Below are 22,230 nucleotides of genomic sequence, written 5' to 3' on the forward strand. Positions count from 1 at the left end.
GCCGGCGGCTCCGCGGCCGCCGCCTGCGCCTCGGGCGCCGGCTGTTCGGAGGTCGCGGACGGCGCAGGGGTGGCCGTCTCCGGATGCGACGCCTCCGCAGCAGCGGCGACGGGAGCAGCGGGAGCCGGGGCGGGCGCCGGCGGCGCCGCATCCGCCGCCACAGCCGCCGGCGCGTCCTGCGCGGGCGACATCGGCCCCTGCGGCGGGGCGAAGACGGCCAGCCGTTCCGGCCCGGTGGCGTTCTGGGCCTGGAACACGGCGGCAAGCCGGGCCCAATCCTGGCCCGCCCCGCCCAGCAGCCCCGGCAGTGCCCGGCCCAGCGAGCCGACGCCGGCGTCGTTGCGCGCGACGATGGCGAAATGCGCCCCCGCCGGCAGCCCGGTCTGCAGCGCGTCGATAGCGTCGGCGGTGTCGCGGTCAGGCGACGTGCCGAGATCGGCGAACAGCACGCCATTGGTGCCGCCCAGCGTGTTCAGCAGGGCCTTGAGGATGACGCCCTGGGTCTCCAGCCGCGTCGGCTGGTGCGGGTCGGAATCCGAGGGCAGCAGGAACAGCCGCTGGTTCGAGACGGCGGCGTAGCTGCAGACATAGATGATCGCCGTCCGCTGCGGCGCGCCCGAGGCCTGGGTGACGAAGCTGCCGATGGCGCTGCGCATCGCGACCGCGCCGGCGTCGATCGCCTCCTCCACCGTGAAGCCGCGCTGCCGCAGCCACCCGGCGACGTCGCGCGCCGACTGGCCGCAGGCCGCGAGCGATGCCCCGCCCTGATAGGTGCCGTTGCCGATCACCAGCGCGGCCTTGCCGGGCTCCGCCGCGGCCAGCCGCGGTGCCAGGGCCAGCAGCGCCGATGCCAGGAGGGCCGAGAATCGCCGGATCCGCATGGATCGTCCTTTCCGTATCGTCTGCATCTAGATGATCCCCGCATGGCGCCAGACCGACCCGCGGCGCTGACGCGTCTCCTCCGCCTCCCGCAGGAAGCGGTCGCGCTCCTCGCCCTCCGCCGGCAGGCCCAGCACCTCGGCCCAGCGCTCCACCGGCGCGTCGAGGCCGAAACGCCCGATCATCGCCGTCGCCAGCGTGTCGTTGCCGCCGCAGCGCAGGCCGCTGCCGAGCCGCAGGCTGGCCAGGGCGCCGTGCGGCGGGTCGCCGTTCTGCAGGATGCGGGCGGCGACCCGGCTGTTCAGCCGGGCCGCTTCGTCGCCGATCCCGGCCTCGGGGCGGGCCAGGGTCACGGCCTGCCCGGTGCCGACCAGCATGCCGACCAGCTCCGCCGGGTTGTCGCGCTTGCCCACAACCGCGGGCAGCGCCAGCAGGTCGCCGACCCGACGCGGCCCTTCGGCCAGCGCGGCGACGACCGGCTCATAGAAGCCCCGGTCGAGCTCCGCCTTTCCGGCCGGCATGTTGACGGCGTAGCTGAAATCCTCCACCCGGCGGGTCAGGGTCAGCCACAGCCCGGCCAGCGCGGCGTTGCGCGCCTTGCCGCTGATCCCGCGCGGGCCGCGGATGAAGATGTCGTGGCGCAGGCTGCGCGGCAGGCACATGTCCTTCATCAGCTCGCGCAGGCCCGCATCCTCGGTCCTGCCGATGACCGCGCGCTGCTCCGCCGACAGCATCAGCTCGGGGAAGTTCTCGAGGATCTCGCCGGAGGCGACGTAGTCGAGCTTGGCGTCGCCCAGCGCGGCGGCGACGTCGGCGTGGAAGCAGGGCCGCCAGTCGGCATTCATGTATTCATGGGCCAGGTATTCCGGCGGCATGCCCGGCAGGTCCTTCTTCAGCACCCGGACCAGGTCGCTCTGGTCCAGGTGAAAGGCGCCGGCCTCGCCCAGGGCCTGCACCAGCTGCATCGCCCCTTCCGCCTTGCGGTCGCTGCGCCCGTCGATCCGCTCGCCGGCCGTGCGGATCAGGCGCTGCAGGCCCAGCACGCCCTGCCAGGCCGGCAGCGCGTTGTAGCTGAGATGCAGGGCCCCGCCGGGTCGCAGGCGGCGGCCGAGCAGCCGCACGATGCCGGCCCGCACCTCGTCCGACACCCAGCTCCACAGGCCATGGGCGCTGGCGACATCGACCTCCGGCAGGGTGTCCGGGTCGAGGGTCGCGATATCGGCCTCGATGAACTCGATGTTGCCGATCCCGGCATCCGCCGCCAGCTCGCGCGCTTCGGCGATGTGCGCCGGCATGAAGTCGACGGCGATCACCCGCCAGCCGGGGTTGCTGGCGGCCAGGCACAGCGCGCCGCGGCCGCGGCCGCAGCCGAGCTCGAGATAGGTCAGCCGGTCCGGGTCGCGGGCGAAGCCGGGCAGCACATTCCCCATCAGGCAGGCCAGGGCGATATGGCCCGGCGTCTGCGGCGCGTAGTATCCGGTGGTGTAGGCCACGTCGGTGACGTAGCCGCCGTTCCAGCTCATCCAGTCTCTCCCAACTGCTCGATCAGGCCGGCCTCGAACAGGGCTTCGGTCGCGTCGTCGCGGCGGGCCTCGCCGGTCGGCAGCCAGCTGTTCCAGCCCAGGCGCGGCGGTGCCGTGGCGGAGATCCCGAGCGGCGGCACTGCCGCCGCAGCCAGGATCGGGTTGATGGCGAAATCGGTCTCGAAGCCGAGATAGGCCCGGACCAGCGAGGCGATGCGGCGCAGCAGGTCGCGGTCCGGCAGCATCGCCTCGAAGCCGGACAGGTCCAGCGGGCCGATATGCAGGATGATGCGGGCCTGGACGTCCCAGGACCGGCTGCCGATGGCGGCATCGACGCCGAGCTGGCAGAACTGCCCCGGCCGGTCCCCGGTCGGCAGCGCCGACATCTGCCCGGGCTCCAGCGCCAGCCAGGCGCCGGCGAACTGCTCGACCTCGACCGACCGCTCCAGCCAGTCGGACAGCAGAGCACCCAGGCGGTCGGCCGAGCGCGGCCAGGCGCCGAAATGGCCGGCATAGAACAGCAGCGGGTCGGTGCCGACCGCCAGCCGCGGCGCCAGATGCGGCGTGCCGTAGCCGGTCAGGGCCAGCAGGACATCGCGCAGCCCGTCCGCCGGCGCGGCGGCGGTGGACGGGTCGGCCAGGGCGTTGGCGGCGGCGGCCCGGTGCGGCCGGTACTTGATCCCGGCATCGGCGAACTGGGCGATCGGCCGCTGCGCCAGCAGGTCCAGGAACTCGGCCAGCGCCGGGGACCGGCTGCGCTGTTCGCTGTTGACCATGTCGGTGTAGGGCCGCGGCAGCACGCCGGACGGCCCGGTCAGCCCGATCAGGCCGATGGTCGCGCGCGCTCCGGCCTCGGTCCGCTCCACCGCCATCACATCGGCCGGCACGAAGCCGAGGCCGGAGGCGGCGTGGAAGCGCACGGCCTCGCCCGGCTCGGCCCGCCCGGCCGCCTGCATCAGCACCGCGACGGCGGCGTCGAAGCTGAAGCGCGCCGGCTCCTCGATCAACGTCTGCAGCAGGGAGCGTTCGCCCGGCCGGGCGGGGACGGCCGCAGCGGGCGCCTCGTCCGGCGTCGGGGTCCTGGCCGCCGGCGCCGCCTCGGCGAAGACGGTCTCCGCCGATCCGCCGGGGGAGGTGGGCGAGGCCTTGCTCATGCCAGCACCCGCGCCCCGGCCCGCGGCGGGAAGGCGGCGGCGGCGCCGGACTGGCCCTGCAGCACCGCGGTGGTGCGGACGAAGGAATTGACCGTGGCGTGCAGCGCCAGGAACCGGTCCAGCACGGTCGCCAGCAGGAACAGGCCCGCGCTCTCCCACGCCCGCGGGTCGAATTCGAGCGTGACGTCGATACCGCGGCAGAAGCCGCCGGGCCGGGCGCCCGGGACGCGGGCGGTGCCGGGCTTCGACCGCACGCCGACCAGGCCGGCGATCAGGGCGCGGGTCTCGACCGTGTCGCACAGGTCGTAGAGGCGCAGCACCTCGCGCAGGCTGTCGGCCGCGGCCGGCCCGCCGACGATCGAGAGATGGCCGAGCGAGAGATGCGACACCAGCCGCCAGCTGTGGTGCTCGCGCAGCGGCGCCCGCAGCGACGGCGTCGGCGCCGTCAGGCAGGTGACGCCGCGCACCGCGCTCACCCCCTCCGCCAGGTGCAGCCGCGGCTGGCCGCCGCCGAAGGGCAGCTCGGCCGGCAGGTCGCGGTTGGTGCACAGCGCGTCGACCGACAGCACCGTGTCCGCCGGCCGGTCGACCGACAGCGCCGGGTCGAACGGCGCCAGGAACACGTCGGTGCCGGTCACCGTCCCCGGCGTCTGGCGGCGGACCACGGCGTAGAAGCCGCTCGGCTCCTCCTCCGCCTGCTCCACCGCCGGGTGGCGGTAGAACGGCCGCCAGGGGCGCGAGGAGCCGTCGCCGCGCAGCTCGCGCACCCGCTCGACGCTCCAGATCTCGTAGGCCTTCGGGCGGCGGTTGTCGGCGGCGACCGGGTATTCCGTAAGCTGATGCGTCAGCGGCACCGGCTCGCAGGGCTGGGCGAACAGGTTGACCATCGGCGTGCAGCCCAGGGCCAGGCAGTCGGGCTGCAGCCGCCGCTCCAGGTCCGGTGCCGCCCGGTCGAGATAGACGAAGATCTCCAGCCGGTTGCGCTCATGGATCAGCGTCCGGGCATCGAGGCTGCACAGGTCGACGAACAGGAACTTCTCCGGCAGCGCGAAGTATTCGGTCAGCAGCCGGAAGCCGGAGAAGGAGCGCACCGGCCAGGGATACAGCGCCTCCTCCGGCGCGAAGCCGACCGGCTTGATGGTGCCCGGCGGCAGCAGTGTCGGGGCGGCGTCGTTCGGCCCGTCCGCCAGCGCCACGCCGACGACATGGCCGCACAGCAGCTCGTAGAGCGGCAGGCTCTGGTCGAAGGCGCCGCGCAGGAAGCAGCGCAGCCGGTCCACGCCGAGCTCGGCGAAGCTGGCCTCGGGGTCGCTGGTGCGCAGCACGACGCGCAGCACGCTGCGGGCGCCCTGCGCGTCCGGATGGACGGGCGCGGCCAGCGGCATCCCGGTCAGCCGGGCGCTTTCGATCTCCACCGGCCACAGCGTGGTGTCGTAGGCGGTGCGGAAGCGGCAGGGTACGCCCTGGATCGGGTCGGTCTTCAGCGCCGTCCCGGCCGGCACCACGGCCGGGACGCGCAGATCCGGCTGGCAGGCGAACTGGACGATCGCCGCGGACGGCACCGGCGCCAGGTAATGCGGATACAGCGCCCCCAGCAGCGCGTCGGTCAGCTCGGGGAACTCGTCGTCCAGCCGCTGCTGCGCCCGGGCGGCCAGGAACGACACGCCTTCCAGCAGCCGCGCCACATGCGGGTCGTCGACCGCGTCGGCGGTCAGCCGCAGCCGCCCGGCGACCTTGGGATTGGCCTCGGCGAACTCGCCCGCCAGGCCGCGCAGGGCGGCCAGCTCGCGGTTGTAATAGGGCAGGAAGGCGTCCGACATGGCGTCAGGCTTCGTAGAGCGGGCGCAGGGTGACGTCCGCGGTGGTGGTGTCGACCACGGTGTCGAAGACGATCGGCTCCGGCGCCGGGTCGACCCGCAGCAGCGCGTCGATCCGCAGCCGCAGCGTCGCGCGCAGCAGGTCGCCGTCATCCGCTAGCTGCACCTGGATCTGGGTCAGCCGCGGCTCGAACCGGCGGATGGTTTCCTCGACCTCCGCCCGCAGCGCCTCGCGCTGGCGGCGGTCGTTGAAGGCGCCGGCGGTGAAGTCCGGGATGCCGTAGGCCAGCGGCGACAGGCGCAGCGCCGGCGTCGTGTCCGGCACCGACCGCCAGGGCCGGCGGGCGTTCAGCAGCGCCTCCAGGTCGCGATGCACGGACCGGCGCAGCCGCTCGACCGTCTCCGCCGCCGACAGGACGGCGTCGGCGGCGCGGCCCGGCTCCGGATCCATCAGCCGGTCCAGCAGGGGCAGCCGCGCCGGCAGCGGGGTGCGCGGGCGCGAGGCGATGGGCCGCTGGGTCATGCGAAGTCCAGCGCGGCCAGCTGCAGCACCGGCACCGCCTCCTCCCCCACCATGTAGACGCGCTGGCCGATGCCACGCACCGGTGACGCTTCGGTCCATTCGGTGGCGCGGCCGAGGCGCAGGGGATCGGCCACCGCGGTGTCCGCCGGCAGCAGCTCCGGCGGGTAAAGCGCCGGCAGGTAGACGTCGCCGTCCGGCCCGTCGCGCACCACCATGGTGCAGCGGCGCCAGAACAGGTCGCGCGGCCGCTTCGCCGGGTGGAATTCGATGCTCTCCACGCGCTCGGCCGGGATCCAGAAGTATTTCGCGGTGGTGGTCAGCACCTCGAAATTGCCGATCGACAGGTCGTCGGCGTCGCGGAAATCGGCGAACTCCGCCCCGTCGCGCCGCCCGGCGATCACCGGGCGCGCGGCCTCGGCGGCCTGCACCGCCTCGGCGGCAGCGGCCTGGTCGCCGGCCCGCAGCGCCACCAGCGCCTGCAGCAGATGGGCCTGGGTCGGCGTCGGCTGGCCCAGGAACTCCGGCGGGCGCCCCTCGCTCAGCACCTGGCGCCGGGCCATCTCCGCCCGCAGCAGCTGGCGGAACTCGCTGACCACCAGCGCGGCGGAGGGGTCGACCGTGCTGGTCGCGTCCAGCAGGGTGTCCGCGCGCTCGAGATTGCCGGCGAAGAGCAGCAGCTCCGCCAGCAGGATCCGCGCCCCCGTGTCCGCCGGTGCGGCCTTGACCGCGGCGTTGGCGGCCTCGATCGCCGCCTGCAGCGCGCCCTCGCGGAACAGCTCTCCGGCTTTGGTCAGCATTGAAGTCTCCTGCGTCTGGGCATGGGGGCGATGGGACATCACGCGGCCGCGTCCTGGGCGGAGAGGCCGGTGACCAGGCGGAACACCGCCGACACGTCGTCGAGCTGGTGATGGGGCTGCAGGTGGATGACGCAGCCATAGGCGCCGGGGCGGCCCGCCAGCTCATGCACCTTGATCCGGCTGGACACCAGCGGCTGGCGCGCCCGGCTGTCCGGCCCGGCATTGAGGCTGGCGTTGGTGTAGCCGGACAGCCAGGTCTGCAGCCGGCGCTCGACCTCCTCCGCGGTCAGGGAGGAGCCGGTCATCTCGCGCCCCATGATCTTGATGTAATGGGCAAAGCGGGACACGCAGAGCATCGCGTTGATCTGCGCCGACAGGCGGCGGTTGGCGATGGCCGGGGTCGGGTCGCGCCCCGGCGCTTCGGACACCCGCGTCTGCAGGCTGTGCACGGCGGCGAAGGCGGCGTCGCCATAGGGCAGCGTGTTCAGCGGCATCAGCCCGGCCGCCACCAGGTCGCGCTCCTGCCGGTCGGTCAGCGCCAGGTCCAGCGACGGCCGGTTCCACACCGTTTCCGGCCCCAGCACGAAGGGTTCGGCCGGCAGGTCCTGCACCAGCCCGCCGCCGACCCGGTCGGTGCTGACGCCGCGGACATCGGCCGGCCAGTTGTGCAGGGCCTGGGCCCGCGCCACGGTGGCGGCGAAGGCGTAGCAGGCCACCGACCAGGTGCGGTGCCGGGCCTCCGGCGCGTGCTCCTCGTAGCGGAACCCGTCCGGCCGGGCCGGGTCCGGCCGCCAGGGGGCACGCGCCAGCACCCGAGGCATGGTCACGCACAGGAATCGCGTGTCCTCGCGCAGCGCCATGGCACGCCAGCGGGCGTGGTCGTCGTCGCGGAACGACGCCGCCGCGTCGTTGGACAAGGCGAGGTCGCCGAAGCCGTCGACGCCGAGCAGCGCGGGGGCTGCCGCCAGCACCACCGGCATGAAGGACGCGGCCCCGACCGCCGCCAGCGCCGATAGCAGCGAGACGTCGTCGACCGGCGCGCCGTCGCCCGGCCGGCGCCGCTCCGGCATGTGCCGCAGCTCGTGGTCGACGACCAGCAGGCCGAAGGGCTCGCCGCCCGCCCGGCCGAACTCCGCCTCATAGACCAGCCGGAACAGGCCCGACTGGTCGAACTCGCTGGCCTTGGCGGCGTCGCGATCCAGCTCCGCCCAGGAGGCGGAGAGCAGCCGGGTCTTCAGCCGCGAGGTCGGGTCGAGGCCGTCGACCAGCCAGGCCAGGCCGCGCCAGGATCCCTCCAGCCGCTGCAGCCGCGGATGGTGCAGGATCTCGTCCAACTGGGCCGAGATCATCCGGTCGATCGCCGCGATGTCGCGATCCAGCAGGCCGCGGAGCAGGCCGGGATCGTGCCGCATCCGCGCGGCCAGCGGGGCGCCGAACCATTCGGCCAGCGCTCCGCGGTCCTGGCGCAGGAAGCCGGTCACGCGGGGGTCGGCGATGCCGTCCCCGGCGCCGCCGGCCCGCCCGGCCAGGATCCCGGCGCGCAGCGGAGCAGCACCCTGCCCCGCCGCTTCGGCCGATGGACGCTGCCCCGCCTGGGCCATCTCAGACCCGCTCGGGGATGCGCGCCACCATCCGCAGGCTGGCCGTCAGCTCCTCCATCTGCAGCCAGGGCCGCAGATAGGCGATGGCGTTGTAGGCGCCCGGACGGCCCGGGATCTCCTGCACCTCGACCTTGGCCTCGCGCAGCGGATAGCGCGCCTTGCTCTCGGCGCCGGCATTCTCGTTGATGTTGACGTAGTTGCCGATCCAGCGGTTCAGCCAGCGCTGGCAGTCCTCGGCCTCCATGAAGCTGCCGATCTTGTCCCGCGCCATGATCTTCAGGTAGTGGGCGAAGCGGCCGGTGGCCATGATGTAGGGCAGCCGGGTCGAGATCCGGGCGTTCGCCGTGGCGTCCGGCCTGTCGTACTCCTTCGGCTTCTGCACCGTCTGGGCCCCGAAGAACACGGCGTAGTCGTGGTTCTTGTAGTGGCACAGCGGCAGGAAGCCGAGATTGGACAGCTCGTATTCGCGCCGGTCGGTGATGCCGATCTCGGTCGGGCACTTGGCGTCGATGTCGCCGTCATCCGACATGAAGATGTGCTGCGGCAGGTTGTCGACCTTGCCGCCGTTCTCGGCGCCGCGGATCGCGGTGCAGAAGCCGTATTTCGAGAACGCCTCGGTCATCCGCACGCCCATGACGAAGGCGGCGTTCATCCAGCAATAGTGCTCGTGGTCCATCGGCAGCGGCTTGCCGGCGGCGTCGATCGGCGCTTCCTCATAGGAGAACTCGTCGATCGGCTTGGTCCGCTCGCCATAGGGCAGGCGCGCCACGACGCGCGGCATGACCAGCGACACGAAGCGGCTGTCCTCGCTGTCGCGGAAGCCGCGCCACTTCAGGTATTCCGCCGTGTCGAAGATCTTCGCCAGGTCGCGCGGCCGCGACAGCTCGGTCCACTGTTCGAAGCCCATCATCCCGGCACCGGCGGCCGAGACGAACGGCGCGAAGGCGGCGGCGCTGACATTGGACATCAGGCGCAGCGTCTCGATGTCGTCCGGGTGGTTGGTCCACTCGTAGTCGCCGATGATCGTGCCGAACGGCTCGCCGCCCGGGGTGCCGAACTCGTTCTCGTAGATCTTGCGGAACATCAGGCTCTGGTCGAACTCGACCGCCCGCGTCAGATCCCGGTTCAGCTCTCGCTTCGAGAGATTCATCATCCGGATCTTCAGCATCGTGCCGGTTTCGCTGTTCATGACCAGGTAGTGCAGGCCACGCCAGCTGCCTTCCAGCTTCAGGAACTTCGGATCATGGACGATCTCGTTGAGCTGGTCGGACAGCTTCGCGTCGATGATCCTGATCGCGCGCTCGATCGTCCGGGTCAGGTTGCGGTCGAAGGTGACCGTGCCGATTCGGGCCTGCTCGACCAGCGTGCGCACCAGGTCCTGGGCACGGTCCGGCTCGGTCTGCCTGGTCGCGGACACGACCTGATCGAGCAGGCCGACCGTCTCGGTGGCGGCGGGGGCCGGCGCGGCGGCCGAAGCCTCGGGAGCGGGAACCTTGTCCACCATGGTTCAGCCTTCCTTCTTGAGACCGAGCTGACCCGAGATCGCCTCGAAGTCGTCCTTGTTCTTCAGCACCTGCTCCAGCAGCAGCTCGAGCTCCTCCGACCGGTCGGCCTTGCTCATCAGGTCGCGCAGCCGGTTGCGGGTCTCGAGCAGCGCCTTCAGCGCCGGCACCTGGTCCAGCACGCGGCCGGGCTCGAAATCCTCGATGCCGCTGAACTTCAGGTCGACGGCCATGAAGCCGCCGTCGTCGCTGAGCTTGTCATTGACCTTGAGGTGCAGGCCGGGGCCGAGGCGCTGCATCACCTCGTCGAAATTGTCGCGGTCGATCTGCACGAATTTCCGCTCCGCCAGGGGCCGCAGCGGCTGGGTCGGATCGCCGGAGAAGTCGCCGACGACGCCGACGACGAAGGGCAGTTCGCGCACGATCTGCGCGCCGTCGGTCTCGACCTCGTAGGTGATGTGGACGCGTGGCCGGCGCACGCGGCCGAGCTTCTCGTGAATGCTGGCACTCATCGGATGTCTCCTCGAATGATGGGGCGCCGGGTCGGGGCGCGCGGGGTGTGTCGGTGGGATCGGAAGGCGGCGCCGCGCCTCATTCCTCCGATGGCGGCCGGATGCCGAGGCCCGACAGGACCGAGGCCCGCGCCGCCGCTTCCGGCATCATCTCCTTCAGCAGGTCCGGCAGGCCCATCCGGGCGCGGCGAACCGCGTCATCCAGCGTGTAGCTGAGCGGCGAGTGCGGCTCGTTGGCCCGGAAATAGGCGGCGATACGGGAGATCTGCTGCAGCATCTCCTCGCGCGTCACGGCCCGGTCCGCCGGGGCCCGGGCGGGCTCGCCCTCGGCCGGGGCCTCGGCCTCATCCGCAACCGCCTCGGCCGCCTCCGGTGCCGGTTCGGCGGATGGCGGCGCGTAGCGCTCCGCCGTGCGCCGCAGCTTGTCCAGCAGCTCCTGCACCCGGCCGGTCGGCGGGGAGTCGGCCTGCGCCACGGCGGTCAGCGCCTGGTCCATGCCGCGCCAGGCCTCGATCGCGCGGACGACCTCCCCGTGCAGCGCGGTCAGCCGGTCCCGGCCGATCGACTTGGCCTCGGCCTCCAGCTCGGCCAGGGGCAGCACTCCGGTGGCCAGCCGCTGGGCCTTGCGGGCCGGGTCCAGGACCTCGGCCTCCTCCGCCTGCTCGAACCGCCAATAGGTCAGCGGCGTGCCGTCGACGCGGTCGAACAGCACCAGCTTGCGCAGCGGCTGCAGCAGCGTGCCGTTGCCGCCCTCGCCGTTCAGCCCGGCGACCGGCGCCACGCGGCCGGCGATGCCGTCCTCGTCGGGCGTGGGGAACAGCCCGCCGGCCCAGTAGCGTGAGGCGAGGCCGGCGATCAGCCGGGCTCCGGCGGTCAGCCCGGCCAGCCCGTCGGTGCGCACCAGGCTTTCGGCCAGCCAGGCCGCGATCTCGATGTCCTTGCCGGTGCCGGCCAGCGCCTCGAGGCTCAGCTCGCGCACCGTCAGCCAGTGGCGCCCGCTTCCCGCATCCGCCGCCGGATCGTTGTCGGCCACCCGCTCCGCCGCCCGCGCCTCGGACCGGGCGTCGCGCAGGCGGAAGTACAGCGACTGCGGCGTGACGTCGAGTCGGGGGTCGCTGCCGGCCGGATTCTCTTCCGAGATCGGCAGCAGGAGACTTTCCACATCCAGTAAATCTTCGCGATCCGGCACCGCCGCATCCTCACTTTCGTCTGGAGAGATGGAAAGACTCCACTCTCCATCGCCCATTTCTGCTCAGAAGCGTTACTAGATTATTTCATTATTTCTTTAGATCGTTACCAGCGTAACCCATCTGGACTGGACAGTTCAGCGACGAGCCAACAAATCTCGATGGCAATCGGCCGTGGAGTCACGGCGCCCCAGAGGAGCGATGATGCCGGCTGTCGACTTGCGGTCGCTGGTCGACCGACTGAACGATCTCTGCCGCCGCGGGCTTGAGGCGGCTGCCGGTCGAACGCTGTCCCGTACCCATTACAACGTCGAGATCGAGCACTGGCTGCTGCAGCTGCTCGAGACGCCGCAGTCGGACGCCGCGCTGATCGCCCGCCGCTTCGAGATCGCGGAGGACCGCCTGGCGGCCCAGCTGACCGCGGCGCTGGACCGGATGAAGACCGGCAACGGCCGGGCCCCGAGCCTGTCACCCGACCTGGTCGAGCTGATCAAGGATGCCTGGCTGTTCGCCTCGGTCGAGGGCGGGGCCAGCCATGTCCGCTCCGGCCATCTGATCCTGGCCGCGCTGGCCGACGAGGCGCTGGGCGGCCGGCTGCGCGACGTGGCGCCCGAGCTGCGGCACATCCTGCCCGACATGCTGCGCCGCGACTTCGCCGCCATCGTCGCCGGCGGCGCCGAGACCCCGGCGGCGCAGGACGCCGCCGCCGGGCCCGCGCAAGCCGCGGCCCCTGGCGGCAGCGCCGCGCTGGACAAGTACACGGTCGACCTGACGGCCCGGGCGCGGGCCGGCCGGATCGACCCGATCCTCGGCCGCGACGGCGAGATCCGCCAGGTCGTCGACATCCTGACCCGGCGCCGGCAGAACAACCCGATCCTCACCGGCGAGGCCGGGGTCGGCAAGACCGCGGTGGTCGAGGGGCTGGCCCTGCGCATCGCCGCCGGCGACGTGCCGCAGGCCATCGCCAACGTCGCCATCCGCACCCTGGACCTCGGCCTGCTGCAGGCCGGGGCGGGAATCAAGGGCGAGTTCGAGAACCGGCTGAAATCGGTGATCGACGAGGTCAATGCCAGCCCGGCGCCGGTGATCCTGTTCATCGACGAGGCGCACACCCTGATCGGTGCCGGCAACGGCGCCGGCCAGGGCGACGCCGCCAACCTGCTGAAGCCGCCGCTGGCGCGCGGCGAGCTGCGGGTGATCGCCGCCACCACCTGGGCCGAATACAAGAAGTACTTCGAGAAGGACGCGGCGCTGACCCGCCGCTTCCAGACCGTGAAGGTGGAGGAGCCGTCCGAGGACATGGCCGTCGCCATGATCCGCGGCCTGGTGCCGACCCTGGAAAAGCACCATGGCGTGCGGATCCTGGACGAGGCGCTGGACGCCGCGGTCAAGCTGTCGGCCCGTTACATCCCCAGCCGGCAGCTGCCGGACAAGGCGGTCAGCCTGATCGACACGGCCTGTGCCCGGGTGGCGATGAGCCAGGCGGCCCCGCCCCCCGCGGTCGAGGACACGCGGCGCCGGATCGAGCTGATCGCGGCCGAGCTGCGGGTGCTGCGGCGGGAGCTGCTGTCCGGCGCCGACCATGGCGCCCGCGTGGCGGCGCTGGAGGCCGAATCGGCGCAGCTGGCCGCGCGGCTGGCGACCCTGGAATCACGCTGGGGCGAGGAGCGCCGGCTGGCCGCCGCCATCGGCGAGACGCGGGCGAAGGTCGAGGCCGAGCCCGACCCGGCCGCCCTGCAGCAGGACCTGGCCGCCCTGGCGGGCGAGCTGCGCAGCCTGCAGGGCGAGCAGCCGCTGGTGTTCCCGGTGGTCGACGCCCAGGCGGTGGCCGAGATCGTCGAGAGCTGGACCGGCATCCCGGCCGGCCGCATGCGGTCGGACGAGATCCGCACCGTGCTCAACCTGCGCGAGGCGATGGAGGGCCGGGTCGTCGGCCAGTCCCACGCGCTGGAGGCGATCGCCCAGTCGATCCGCACCTCGCGCGCCGGGCTGACCGACCCGCGCAAGCCGATCGGCGTGTTCCTGATGGTCGGCACCTCCGGCGTCGGCAAGACCGAGACGGCGCTGACCCTGGCCGAGCTGCTGTATGGCGGGGAGCAGAACCTCACCGTCATCAACATGAGCGAGTTCAAGGAGGAGCATAAGGTCAGCCTGCTGATGGGCAGCCCGCCGGGCTATGTCGGCTACGGCGAAGGCGGCATCCTGACCGAGGCGGTGCGCCGCCGCCCCTACTCCGTCATCCTGCTGGACGAGATGGAGAAGGCGCATCCGGGCGTCCACGACATCTTCTTCCAGGTGTTCGACAAGGGGGCGATGAAGGACGGCGAAGGCCGGGACATCGACTTCAAGAACACCGTCATCATCATGACCTCGAACGCCGGCACCGACCTGATCGCCCGGCTGTTCGCCGATCCCGAGACCGCCCCCGACGCCGAGGGCCTGGGCGTGGCCCTGCGCGAGGAGCTGGCGAAGAGCTTCAAGCCCGCCTTCCTCGGCCGGGTCACGGTCGTGCCCTACCTGCCGCTGGCCCGCGACACGCTGCGGCAGGTCGCCACCCTGCATCTCGACCGCATCGCCGCGCGGGTCGAACGCAAGTTCGGCACGGCCCTGCGCTACGGCCCGGAGCTGGTCGACACCATCGTCGCGCGCTGCACCGATGCCAGCGCCGGCGCCCGCGCCATCGAAAGCCTGCTGACCAAGACCCTGCTGCCGGACCTGTCGGCCCAGTTCCTCGCCCGCATGGCGGAAGGACGGCCGGTGGAGCAGGCCACGGTCGCGATCGACGGCTCCGGCGCCTTCCTGTGCCACCTGCAATAAAGACGAAAGGGTTGCAGCCATGTCCATCTACATGAAGTACGACGCCATCACCGGTGACGTGACCGAGACCGGCCACAAGGACTGGATCGAGTGCCATTCCTTCCAGTGGGGCGTCGGCCGGGCGCTGTCCAGCACCGTCGGCTCCTCCGCCGACCGCGAATCGACCGCGCCGTCGATCGGCCAGGTCACCATCACCAAGGACAATGACGTCGCCACCGGCAAGCTGATGGCCGAGGCGCTGGGCGGCCACGGCAAGACCGTGAAGCTCGACTTCGTCCGCACCGACAAGGGCAAGCTGGACGTCTACCTGTCGCTCGAGCTGACCAACACGCTGATCAGCGACTATTCGATGGGCGGCTCGGACCGCCCGGGCGAGTCGGTGACGCTGAGCTTCACCAAGGTCGCCTTCAGCACCAAGCAGATGAAGGACGATGCGACCGAGGGCCAGAACTTCACCTCGACCTACGACCTGGAGACGGCGCAGCTGACCTGACCGGTCTCCGGCACCCCGGCCCGGCGACACCCCGTCGCCGGGCTTTTTGCTGCCGGAACGGCTGATCGGCGACAGCGTGCCCGGACCCGATGCCGGAAACGGAACCGCCCGCCGGAGGGACCCGGCGGGCGGTTGTCTGTCCTGCAGGCCGCGCGGGCCGGCCGCCCGCCGAGGGGTCAGATCAGCAGGATCTTGTCGCCGACCGCCATCCAGCCGCCGGGCTCGCGGATCAGCGCGGCGACGTCGTAGGAGCCGAGGATGCGGGTGGCGGTGCGGCGGCGGAACAGCTCGTTCATGATCTGCGTCGCGGGGCCGGTGCCGCCGCCGGTCCGCCCGGCGACCGTCGTCTCCTGGAAGGCCCGCCAGTGGATCTCCGCGGCCGCGGCCATGCAGGTGCCGTTGAAGGTCTGGGTCGTGGCCAGGCTGCCCAGCGCCGCCGCCCCGCCCAGGGCCGCCTGGGCGCCGGGGATCGGAATCAGCGATCCCGCCAGTTGGGCCCCGCGGATGCCGGCCTTGGCGTATTTCGCCTTCAGCACCCGGTTGCACCACTCGGCGATCGTCTGCGACTGCCGGTAGCGCTTGGCGATCTGCAGCAGCCGGTAGATGTGGATGCCGGTCGAGGCCCCCGCATTGATGTGCCGGGCGGCGCTGAACCCGTCGAAATTCTGCGCCGGGATCGAGGACGCGGCGCCGGCCACGCCCCACACGCCAGCCGCGATCTTCTTGTAGGTGCGGCTCTGCAGGTACCGCTTCGTCACCGGGCTCGGCGCCTCGTCATGGCCGTTCGCGGCGAAGTGCAGATTCGGCAGGATCTCGACCTGTCCCCGCCGGGCCATCAGCATCGCCGCCTCGTAGACCGGGGCGATGGCCGCGAGGCCCGGCACCGACCAGTTCGCATTCTGGGCCAGTTGGTCCGCCACCTTCTCGGTGCCGGTGACCGCCCCCATGACCGCGCCCGCCACATCCGCGGCGGTGCAGAACAATTCCCCGAACTCAGCCATCGAAACGCTCCAATCCAAGCCGATGCCGGAGCCGATGGTCGGGCGTCCCGGCATCCCATGCCATGGCAGAACCATACCGACCGGTGTGGATTTTCCCATGACCGATCGGCTACATCCGTAATCTTCATCAATGAAATTCGAGCAATAAAAAAGTAATAGCAGAAAATCCGATCAATCTTTCCAATACAGGAAAAAAGCCGGACTTATCCAGACTTCCGGATTTCAGAGCGCGGCGACGACCGCCGTGACATTGTCCCGGGCCCGGCGGGCCAGAGCGGCGTCGACCAGGCGCTGGGCGATATCGCCATCGCCGGCCAGGATGTCCATGATCTCGTCCGGGCCGACGGCCTTGTACAGGCCGTCGCTGCACAGCAGGAAGCGGTCGGCCGGCTGCGCGGTCCCGAGCGCCTTGTCGACCAGGAGGTCGGGGCCGCCGGCGCCGAGCGCCCGGGTGATGACGTTGCCCTGCGGATGCGTCTCCGCCTGGTCTGGCGTGATCGCGCCGGAATCGACCAGCTCCTGCACCACGCTGTGGTCGGAGGTCAGGCGGTGCAGCGCGCCGTCGCGCAGCAGGTAGCCCCGGGAATCCCCGGCCCAGAGGAAGGCGAAATGGTCGCCATGCACCATCAGCACGATGACGGTGGTGGCCAGCGTCGCCTGCGGCACGCGGGCCCGCCCCTGCTCGAGCAGCAGGCCGTGCGCGGCATGGAGCCGAGCGCGCACCGCGGACAGCCGCTCGGGCGGCGGCATGTCGCCCGGGATCTCGTCCAGCATGGCGACCACGCGGGCGGAGGCGACGTCGCCCGCGACATGGCCGCCGGCGCCGTCGGCGACCGAGAACAGCCCGAGCTCCGGCCGGCACAGATAGGCATCCTGGTTCTGCAGGCGGATGGCGCCGGGATGCGAGGCCGCCCAGTGGCGGAGCCCCTCGCTCACCGTCCCAGCATCCGTGCGAAGCCGGCGCTGTCCGGCAGGGTGTCCAGCACCAGCTCGGCCGCCGCCGCCAGAGGGCCGCCCTCGCTCCACCACCGCGCGGCGGGATCGGCGGAAGCCGGAACAGGGGATGGCATGGGGGCATCGCGCAGCCGGTCCATCACGTCCTCCGGCCCGAGATCGTAGGAGATCGCCGCGCGGCCGATCGTCTCCGCCGCGTCGAGGAAGGCGTCGCCGCGATCCGCGCCCTCGGCCGCGATGGTCAGGGGAAAGCATCGCCCGACCCGGTCGACGCTGGGCATCCACAGCCCCAGCACCGGGTGGTGGCCGCACTGGCCCGACGGCAGGGCGAAGCGCCAGACCGGCGCCACCCGCCACACCTCGGCCCAGCCCTCGCCCAGCGCCCGCTGGACATCGGCGAGGACGCGCTGCAGCCAGCCGTCCCAGGCCTGGATGAAGCCGAGCGACAGGCCGACGCAGAGGAAGTCGCCGCGGGACGGGATCTTGCCGAAGAAGCCGATCGTCGGGCCTTCCGCCGGTGCCCCGGTCATTGCAGCACCGGACATTGGAAGCCCTTCAGCAGGTCCCGGGCGAACGGGTTGCGCGACGATCCCGCCCGCAGGGTGAAGCTGGCCTGGCTGGCGCCGGAGCGGAAGGTCAGGAGGAACTCCTCCGGCCGGCCGGAGGGCGAGAGCCGACCCTGCTGCAGCAGCCGGAACAGCGCCCAAGGGCCGCTGGCGCCGATGGATCCCCCGCCGAGGCCGCCGCCGGCCGGCGCGCCGCCGAGAGTCAGGCCGAGGCCGCCATCGGCGACGGCCTGGTCGAAGGAGATCCGCGCCGGGTTCATCCCGTCCGCCCCCGGCCAGGTCAGCGACGCCTGGCGGGCCTGGTCGCCCGTGGTGGCGATGCTGGTGCCGCCCAGGGTCAGGGTCGCCGGCCCGGACCCGTCGTCGGCGGCGGCCGGGGCGAGGTCGAAGCGGATCTGCGGCTGGTTGCCGCCGGCGGGGAAGAACGCGTCCCGGATCGCCGCGGCGCGCTGGAACTGGGCCAGCGTGGCCTGGCTGACCGGCGGGGTGACGCCGCCGACCGGCTGCAGCCGCCAGACCGCGCCGCTGGTGTCGACGAAGGGGCGGATCTGGGCCTGGAAATAGCTGTCGAACAGCCCATCCGGCCCGAACAGCCGGGCGAAATCGTCCAGCGGCGCGTCCTCGTTGGCCGACGGCGAGAACGGGAAGCGGCGGGTGACCACGGCCTTGCACAGCTGGCCGGGGCCGTCGGCGCCGGAGAAGGCGGTGGCCGCCGCATGCCGCACGCTGCTGCCGATCATCGACTGGCCGGAGGCGGCGATCTGCTGCAGCCAGCGCGACACCGGCGCCGGCTGGCGCTGCGATTCCGCCAGCAGCAGCTGCACCGGGTCGCCGCTGCCCTGCAACGCGGCCGGCACATTGGCCGCGTCGGGGCCGAGCTGCGCCAGCTCCTGCTGCAGCGTGTTGATCAGCCGGGTGACGCCGGCGATCGGGGCCGCCTGGCCGTCGCCGACGAAGTCCTTGAGCGGCCGGAAATGCTGGTCCAGGGCATCGACCGCCGGCATGGCATTGTCCGGCGTCGCCGCGCCGATCACCGCGGCCAGCGCCTTGCGCTGCTCCGCCCCGGCGTCACCGCCGGCCTGCCCGGCCGGCTGGCCGGCGGCGGGCGGCGGCGGGGCCGGCATCACCGTCAGCTGCTGCGCGATCGATACCAGCAGGTCGCGCATCGGCGATTGCGGCGACGACAGCACGTAGAGGGCCTGGATCGCGGATGCCCGGTCGGCGAAAGGCGCCAACGCCAGGTCGGCGAGCATGGCGTCCCACTGCGCCCGGAAATCGGCGGCGTAGAGGGCGACGACGTCGCGCTCCAGCGTCCGCAGCGCCGCCTCGTCGGTCGGCACCGCATCCGTGCGGCCCAGCACCCAGCTCTCGTCGGCCACGGCCTTGGCCGCGCCGGCCAGCCGGGGCAGCAGCACCGTCTGGAAGCCCGCGGCGGTGTAGAAGCCGGGGATGCCGTCGGTCAGCGGCTTGCCGGAGATTCGGGTGAAGAGCTGCGCCCCGGCGGAGCCGAGCTCCGCCGCCGGATTCCAGCCCGGCACCGCCGCGGCCGAGGCCTCTGGCCGGATCCGGCCATAGACCCGGGCGGCCAGCGACACCCGGCTGAAGGAGGCGCGGGCCGTCTCCACCAGCGTGCCGTCCAGCGTCACCGCCGGCAGCGGGTCCGCCAGCAGCGCGTCCAGATGGGCCGCCAGATGCTCCCGCATCTGCTGGTTCAGCACGCCGGGGAACCGCGCCTGCCAGTCCAGCGCCATCCAGTCGCGCACCAGGGCGGTATCGAGCGGGCCGGCGCCGCCGAGCATCAGGTAGATCCGCGTCGCCTGGTACAGGAAGTCGGGGTTGTCGATCTGGCCGCGCATCTGCTGCTCCAGCCGCCAGATCAGGCGCGGCAGCAGGATCCGCTCCAGCGCCCGGTGGTAGATGCCCCGCTCCACCGCCTCCAGCTTCTCCGCCTGCGACAGGCCGAACAGGCCGGCCAACCAGCCCGCCGGCTCGCGCGGCAGCGCCCGGGCGGTGTCGAGCAGCGGCACGATGGACGGCAGGTCGTCATCCGACACCTGGTCGAGGCTGACCCCGGCCAGCTGCTGGCGGAAGCCGGCGATGGCCTCGTCGGCGCGTTCGACCGCCACGCGGTTGGTCGCCTCCGCCCGCCACAGCCCGACCGACACCACCAGCGTCGCCGCGGCGATGGTGCCGAGCGCGCCGATGCGCAGCAGGCGCATCCGCCGCGTCCGCTTCGAGCTGGTCGAGACCAGCAGCGCCTCGCCCAGGATGACCTCGCCCAGCATGCGCTTCAGGAAATAGCTGCGGCCCGCCACCGGCTTCAGGCTGGGGGCGCGCTTCTGGTCGACCCCGAAGGACCGGGCCAGCATCCCGGTCAGCCGGTCGATCGGCGTGCCGGCCTGGGTGGCCGAGGTGATGTAGACGCCGCGCAGGAAGGGCGCGGGATCGAGCCGGGTGCCGCCGAAGGCCTGGGCCAGGAAATCCGCCAGCGGTTCCTGCAGGCTGGCCAGCTGCAGCGGGAAGCCGCCCAGCAGCGCCCGGCGGTCAGGCGCGCGCTCGGCCTGCAGCCGCTCATAGAGGCCGTCATCCAGCCGGTCCAGCAGCAGGCGGTACTCGGCGGCGAAGGCGTCGACCCCGCCGGCGACCGGGAAGGTCATGCCCCAGACCTGGCCGCGGCCCTCGGCGTCGAGATCGTCGAAATACTCGTTGAAGCCGGCCAGCTGGTCGGCCTTGCTGAACACCATGTAGACCGGCACGCGCAGGCGCAGCCGGTCCGACAGCTCGGTCACCCGCCGGCGCACGGTGCGGGCATGGGCGGCCCGCGCCCCCGGATCGGCGGCGGCGATGTCGGTCAGCGAGACGACGACGACGGCGCCGTTGATCGGCTGGCGCTTGCGGGTGCGCCGCAGCAGGTCGAGGAACCCTTCCCAGCCGGCGCGGTCGACCGCCTTGTCGGAATCCTGGGTGGTGTAGCGCCCGGCGGTGTCGATCAGCACCGCCTCGTCCGCGAACCACCAGTCGCACAGCCGGGTGCCGCCGACGCCGCCCACCGGCGTGGTCTCGCCGTCGAGCTGGTCGGCCGGGAAGTTCAGGCCGGAGCTGAGCAGCGCCGTGGTCTTGCCCGACCCCGGCGGACCGATCAGCACGTACCAGGGCTGTTCGTAGAGATAGCCGCGCCGGCGGCCCTTGCGCAGGCGGCGCAGGGCGGCGCGCACCCGCTCGCGCAGCCGCGCGACCTCCTCGGCCGTGGCGGCGCGGACGTCGCGCTCCACCGGGCTGGCGGCGGTGGCCGACCCGTCATCCCCGGTCAGCCCCTGGACCAGCGTGTTCTCGCGGCGGCGGCGGATCCAGCTGATGGCGCCGTTGGCGCCGCCCCAGAGGATCACCAGCGCCAGGATCAGCAGGCTGCGGGCGAAGTAGCTCTCGAAGCCGGGAACCAGCGGCGCCAGGTACCAGACCAGCATGCTGGCCATGCCGACGCCGGCGAAGCTGTACGTCCAGCGGTTGACGAAGAAGGCGCCGAGATACTGCAGGTTCTCCATCACTGCGCCCCCTTCCGGTGCAGCACCACCTCGATGCGCCGGTTCTGCTGCCGTCCGCCGGGCGTGTCGTTCGAGGCGATCGGGTTCTCGTCCGCCCGGCCCTGGATCGACAGCCGCGACGGGTCGTCGATGGCCTGGCCGATCACCTCGGCCGCCGCCTTGGCGCGGGCCTGGGAGAGCTGGAAGTTCGACGGGAACTGCACGGTGTGGATCGGCTGGTTGTCGGTGTAGCCGACGACGTCGACGGCGCCGGGCTCGGTGCGCAGGGCCGCGCCGATCCGGGCCAGGATCGGCAGGTACTTGTCCTCGACCTTGGCGCTGCCGGACTTGAACATGCCGAGGTTGAGGATCCGCACGATCGGCACCGCGTCGGTGCCGGCGATGGTCACCAGCCCCTGCTGGATCTCCGGCTGCAGGAAGCCGGACAGCTTGGCCAGCTCGCCCGGCTCCGCCGGCGGCGGGGGCGGCGGCAGCGGCTTGGGCGGGGCGCTGCGGGCGATGGTCGGGAACTGCCCCGGCGGCAGCGTGCGCCCGGCGTCGAACAGCCGGTCCGACGCGCCGTTCAGGCCGTAGGCGAGCAGCACGTACAGCGCCACCACCAGCGCGAGCCCGGCCAGCGCCGCCACCCAGACCGGGATGCGGCGCTGCTGGCGGTACGGCGCGGTGACGCCCTTCCAATGGGCCGACAGGCCGCGATCGAGCGGCCGCCGCTGCCGCATGATCGCGACATAGGTCTCCTCGCGGACGCGGTCGAGCTCGGCCGGGCCGCGCGCCGACAGGCGGTAGCGCCCCTGCATGCCCAGCGACATGCAGAGATACATCAGCTCGACCACCGGCAGGAACGTGCCGAGATTCTGGCGCAATTGGTCCAGCAGGTCGAAGAAGCGCTCGCCGGCCCGCACCTCCTGGTGGAAGGTCGAGACCAGCGAGGCGTCCGCCCACGGGCCGCGGCTGCCCCAGGGCGTGTTCTGCACCACATCGTCGATGCTGGCGCACAGCGCGTAATGCGACAGGCGGATCTGCTCGATCGGCAGCTTGCGGTCGCGCAGCGTCTTCTCGAAGCGCCGCATCTCCTGGATCGCGTTGTCGCGCAGGCTGGCCGGGTCCGGCACCGTGACGACATTGCGCAGCCGCGCCACCAGCGACAGCAGCGGCGCCGCCGCGGTCACGATCGGCGAGACGCCCTCGGCCGGCAGGTCGGCGAAGGCCGCGTCGGCGGCGGGAACGGCCGCAGCCTCCGCCGCCGGCGGCTCGGCCGGAACGGGCCGGGGCCGCGGCGGCGCGGCCCGGCCGCCCGGCAGCGGGCGGATGACCGTGCGCTCGTCGTCATCCGGCTCGGCGAAGGGATTCTCGCTCATGGAA

Annotated in this window: 17 protein-coding genes; 2 read left to right on the plus strand and 15 right to left on the minus strand. The window is 72.4% G+C overall.

Translation table 11 applies throughout. The annotated features are described in order from the left end of the window. The 10 genes from BWR60_RS27835 to tssA form a co-directional block, all read right to left on the minus strand. On the minus strand, positions 1-881 hold an 881-nt coding region (locus BWR60_RS27835), incomplete at its 3' end, for a caspase family protein (RefSeq protein ID WP_179221977.1). Positions 882-908: 27 nt separating this feature from the next. Further along, on the minus strand, positions 909-2,402 hold the full coding sequence (locus tag BWR60_RS27840; RefSeq protein WP_088155137.1) for a class I SAM-dependent methyltransferase: 1,494 nt from the start codon (positions 2,400-2,402) through the stop codon (positions 909-911). Next, positions 2,399-3,556: a type VI secretion system baseplate subunit TssG gene (tssG, locus tag BWR60_RS27845; RefSeq protein WP_088155139.1), complete on the minus strand. Its 1,158-nt coding sequence runs from the start codon at positions 3,554-3,556 to the stop codon at positions 2,399-2,401. Before tssG ends, BWR60_RS27840 begins: the two co-directional genes overlap by 4 nt. Next, positions 3,553-5,376 (minus strand): type VI secretion system baseplate subunit TssF, encoded by a 1,824-nt coding sequence (gene tssF / locus BWR60_RS27850; RefSeq protein WP_088155141.1) that lies wholly within the window; start codon positions 5,374-5,376, stop codon positions 3,553-3,555. The genes tssG and tssF overlap by 4 nt, the downstream gene beginning before the upstream one ends. Before the next feature lie 4 nt (positions 5,377-5,380). Continuing rightward, positions 5,381-5,896, minus strand: a complete 516-nt coding sequence (gene tssE, locus BWR60_RS27855; RefSeq protein ID WP_088155143.1) for a type VI secretion system baseplate subunit TssE — start codon at positions 5,894-5,896, stop codon at positions 5,381-5,383. Then, positions 5,893-6,693, minus strand: a complete 801-nt coding sequence (locus BWR60_RS27860) for a type VI secretion system accessory protein TagJ (protein WP_088155145.1) — start codon at positions 6,691-6,693, stop codon at positions 5,893-5,895. The genes tssE and BWR60_RS27860 overlap by 4 nt, the downstream gene beginning before the upstream one ends. A 38-nt stretch (positions 6,694-6,731) precedes the next feature. Next, positions 6,732-8,294 (minus strand): type VI secretion system contractile sheath large subunit, encoded by a 1,563-nt coding sequence (gene tssC / locus BWR60_RS27865; RefSeq protein WP_088155147.1) that lies wholly within the window; start codon positions 8,292-8,294, stop codon positions 6,732-6,734. 1 nt (position 8,295) lies between these two features. Continuing rightward, positions 8,296-9,798 carry a type VI secretion system contractile sheath large subunit gene (gene tssC, locus BWR60_RS27870; RefSeq protein WP_088155149.1) on the minus strand — a complete coding sequence of 501 codons (1,503 nt, stop codon included), beginning with the start codon at positions 9,796-9,798 and terminating at the stop codon, positions 8,296-8,298. A gap of 3 nt (positions 9,799-9,801) precedes the next feature. Then, positions 9,802-10,308 (minus strand): type VI secretion system contractile sheath small subunit, encoded by a 507-nt coding sequence (gene tssB / locus BWR60_RS27875; protein ID WP_088155151.1) that lies wholly within the window; start codon positions 10,306-10,308, stop codon positions 9,802-9,804. Positions 10,309-10,387: 79 nt separating this feature from the next. Then, positions 10,388-11,470: a type VI secretion system protein TssA gene (gene tssA / locus BWR60_RS27880; RefSeq protein ID WP_179221978.1), complete on the minus strand. Its 1,083-nt coding sequence runs from the start codon at positions 11,468-11,470 to the stop codon at positions 10,388-10,390. A gap of 229 nt (positions 11,471-11,699) precedes the next feature. On the opposite strand from tssA, the gene tssH reads away from it, so the two are divergent. After that, positions 11,700-14,312, plus strand: a complete 2,613-nt coding sequence (tssH, locus tag BWR60_RS27885) for a type VI secretion system ATPase TssH (protein ID WP_088155175.1) — start codon at positions 11,700-11,702, stop codon at positions 14,310-14,312. A gap of 19 nt (positions 14,313-14,331) precedes the next feature. Continuing rightward, positions 14,332-14,805, plus strand: a complete 474-nt coding sequence (locus BWR60_RS27890) for an Hcp family type VI secretion system effector (RefSeq protein WP_088155155.1) — start codon at positions 14,332-14,334, stop codon at positions 14,803-14,805. A 176-nt stretch (positions 14,806-14,981) separates the two neighbouring features. On the opposite strand, the gene BWR60_RS27895 is transcribed toward BWR60_RS27890, so the two are convergent. From BWR60_RS27895 to tssL, 5 genes are all read right to left on the minus strand, one after another. Next, positions 14,982-15,806, minus strand: coding sequence for a hypothetical protein (locus BWR60_RS27895; protein WP_088155157.1), 825 nt, complete (start codon positions 15,804-15,806; stop codon positions 14,982-14,984). Positions 15,807-16,028: 222 nt separating this feature from the next. Beyond that, positions 16,029-16,742 (minus strand): PP2C family protein-serine/threonine phosphatase, encoded by a 714-nt coding sequence (locus BWR60_RS27900; protein ID WP_230983206.1) that lies wholly within the window; start codon positions 16,740-16,742, stop codon positions 16,029-16,031. Further along, positions 16,739-17,305 (minus strand): type VI secretion system-associated protein TagF, encoded by a 567-nt coding sequence (gene tagF, locus BWR60_RS38370; RefSeq protein ID WP_088155161.1) that lies wholly within the window; start codon positions 17,303-17,305, stop codon positions 16,739-16,741. Before tagF ends, BWR60_RS27900 begins: the two co-directional genes overlap by 4 nt. After that, complete coding sequence (gene tssM, locus BWR60_RS27910) at positions 17,287-20,868, minus strand: type VI secretion system membrane subunit TssM (RefSeq protein ID WP_088155163.1); 3,582 nt, start codon at positions 20,866-20,868, stop codon at positions 17,287-17,289. The genes tagF and tssM overlap by 19 nt, the downstream gene beginning before the upstream one ends. Then, positions 20,868-22,226, minus strand: a complete 1,359-nt coding sequence (tssL, locus tag BWR60_RS27915) for a type VI secretion system protein TssL, long form (RefSeq protein WP_088155165.1) — start codon at positions 22,224-22,226, stop codon at positions 20,868-20,870. The genes tssM and tssL overlap by 1 nt, the downstream gene beginning before the upstream one ends. Positions 22,227-22,230: the final 4 nt, after the last annotated feature.

The organism is Inquilinus limosus, from assembly GCF_002195995.1.
Lineage (GTDB): Bacteria > Pseudomonadota > Alphaproteobacteria > DSM-16000 > Inquilinaceae > Inquilinus > Inquilinus limosus_C.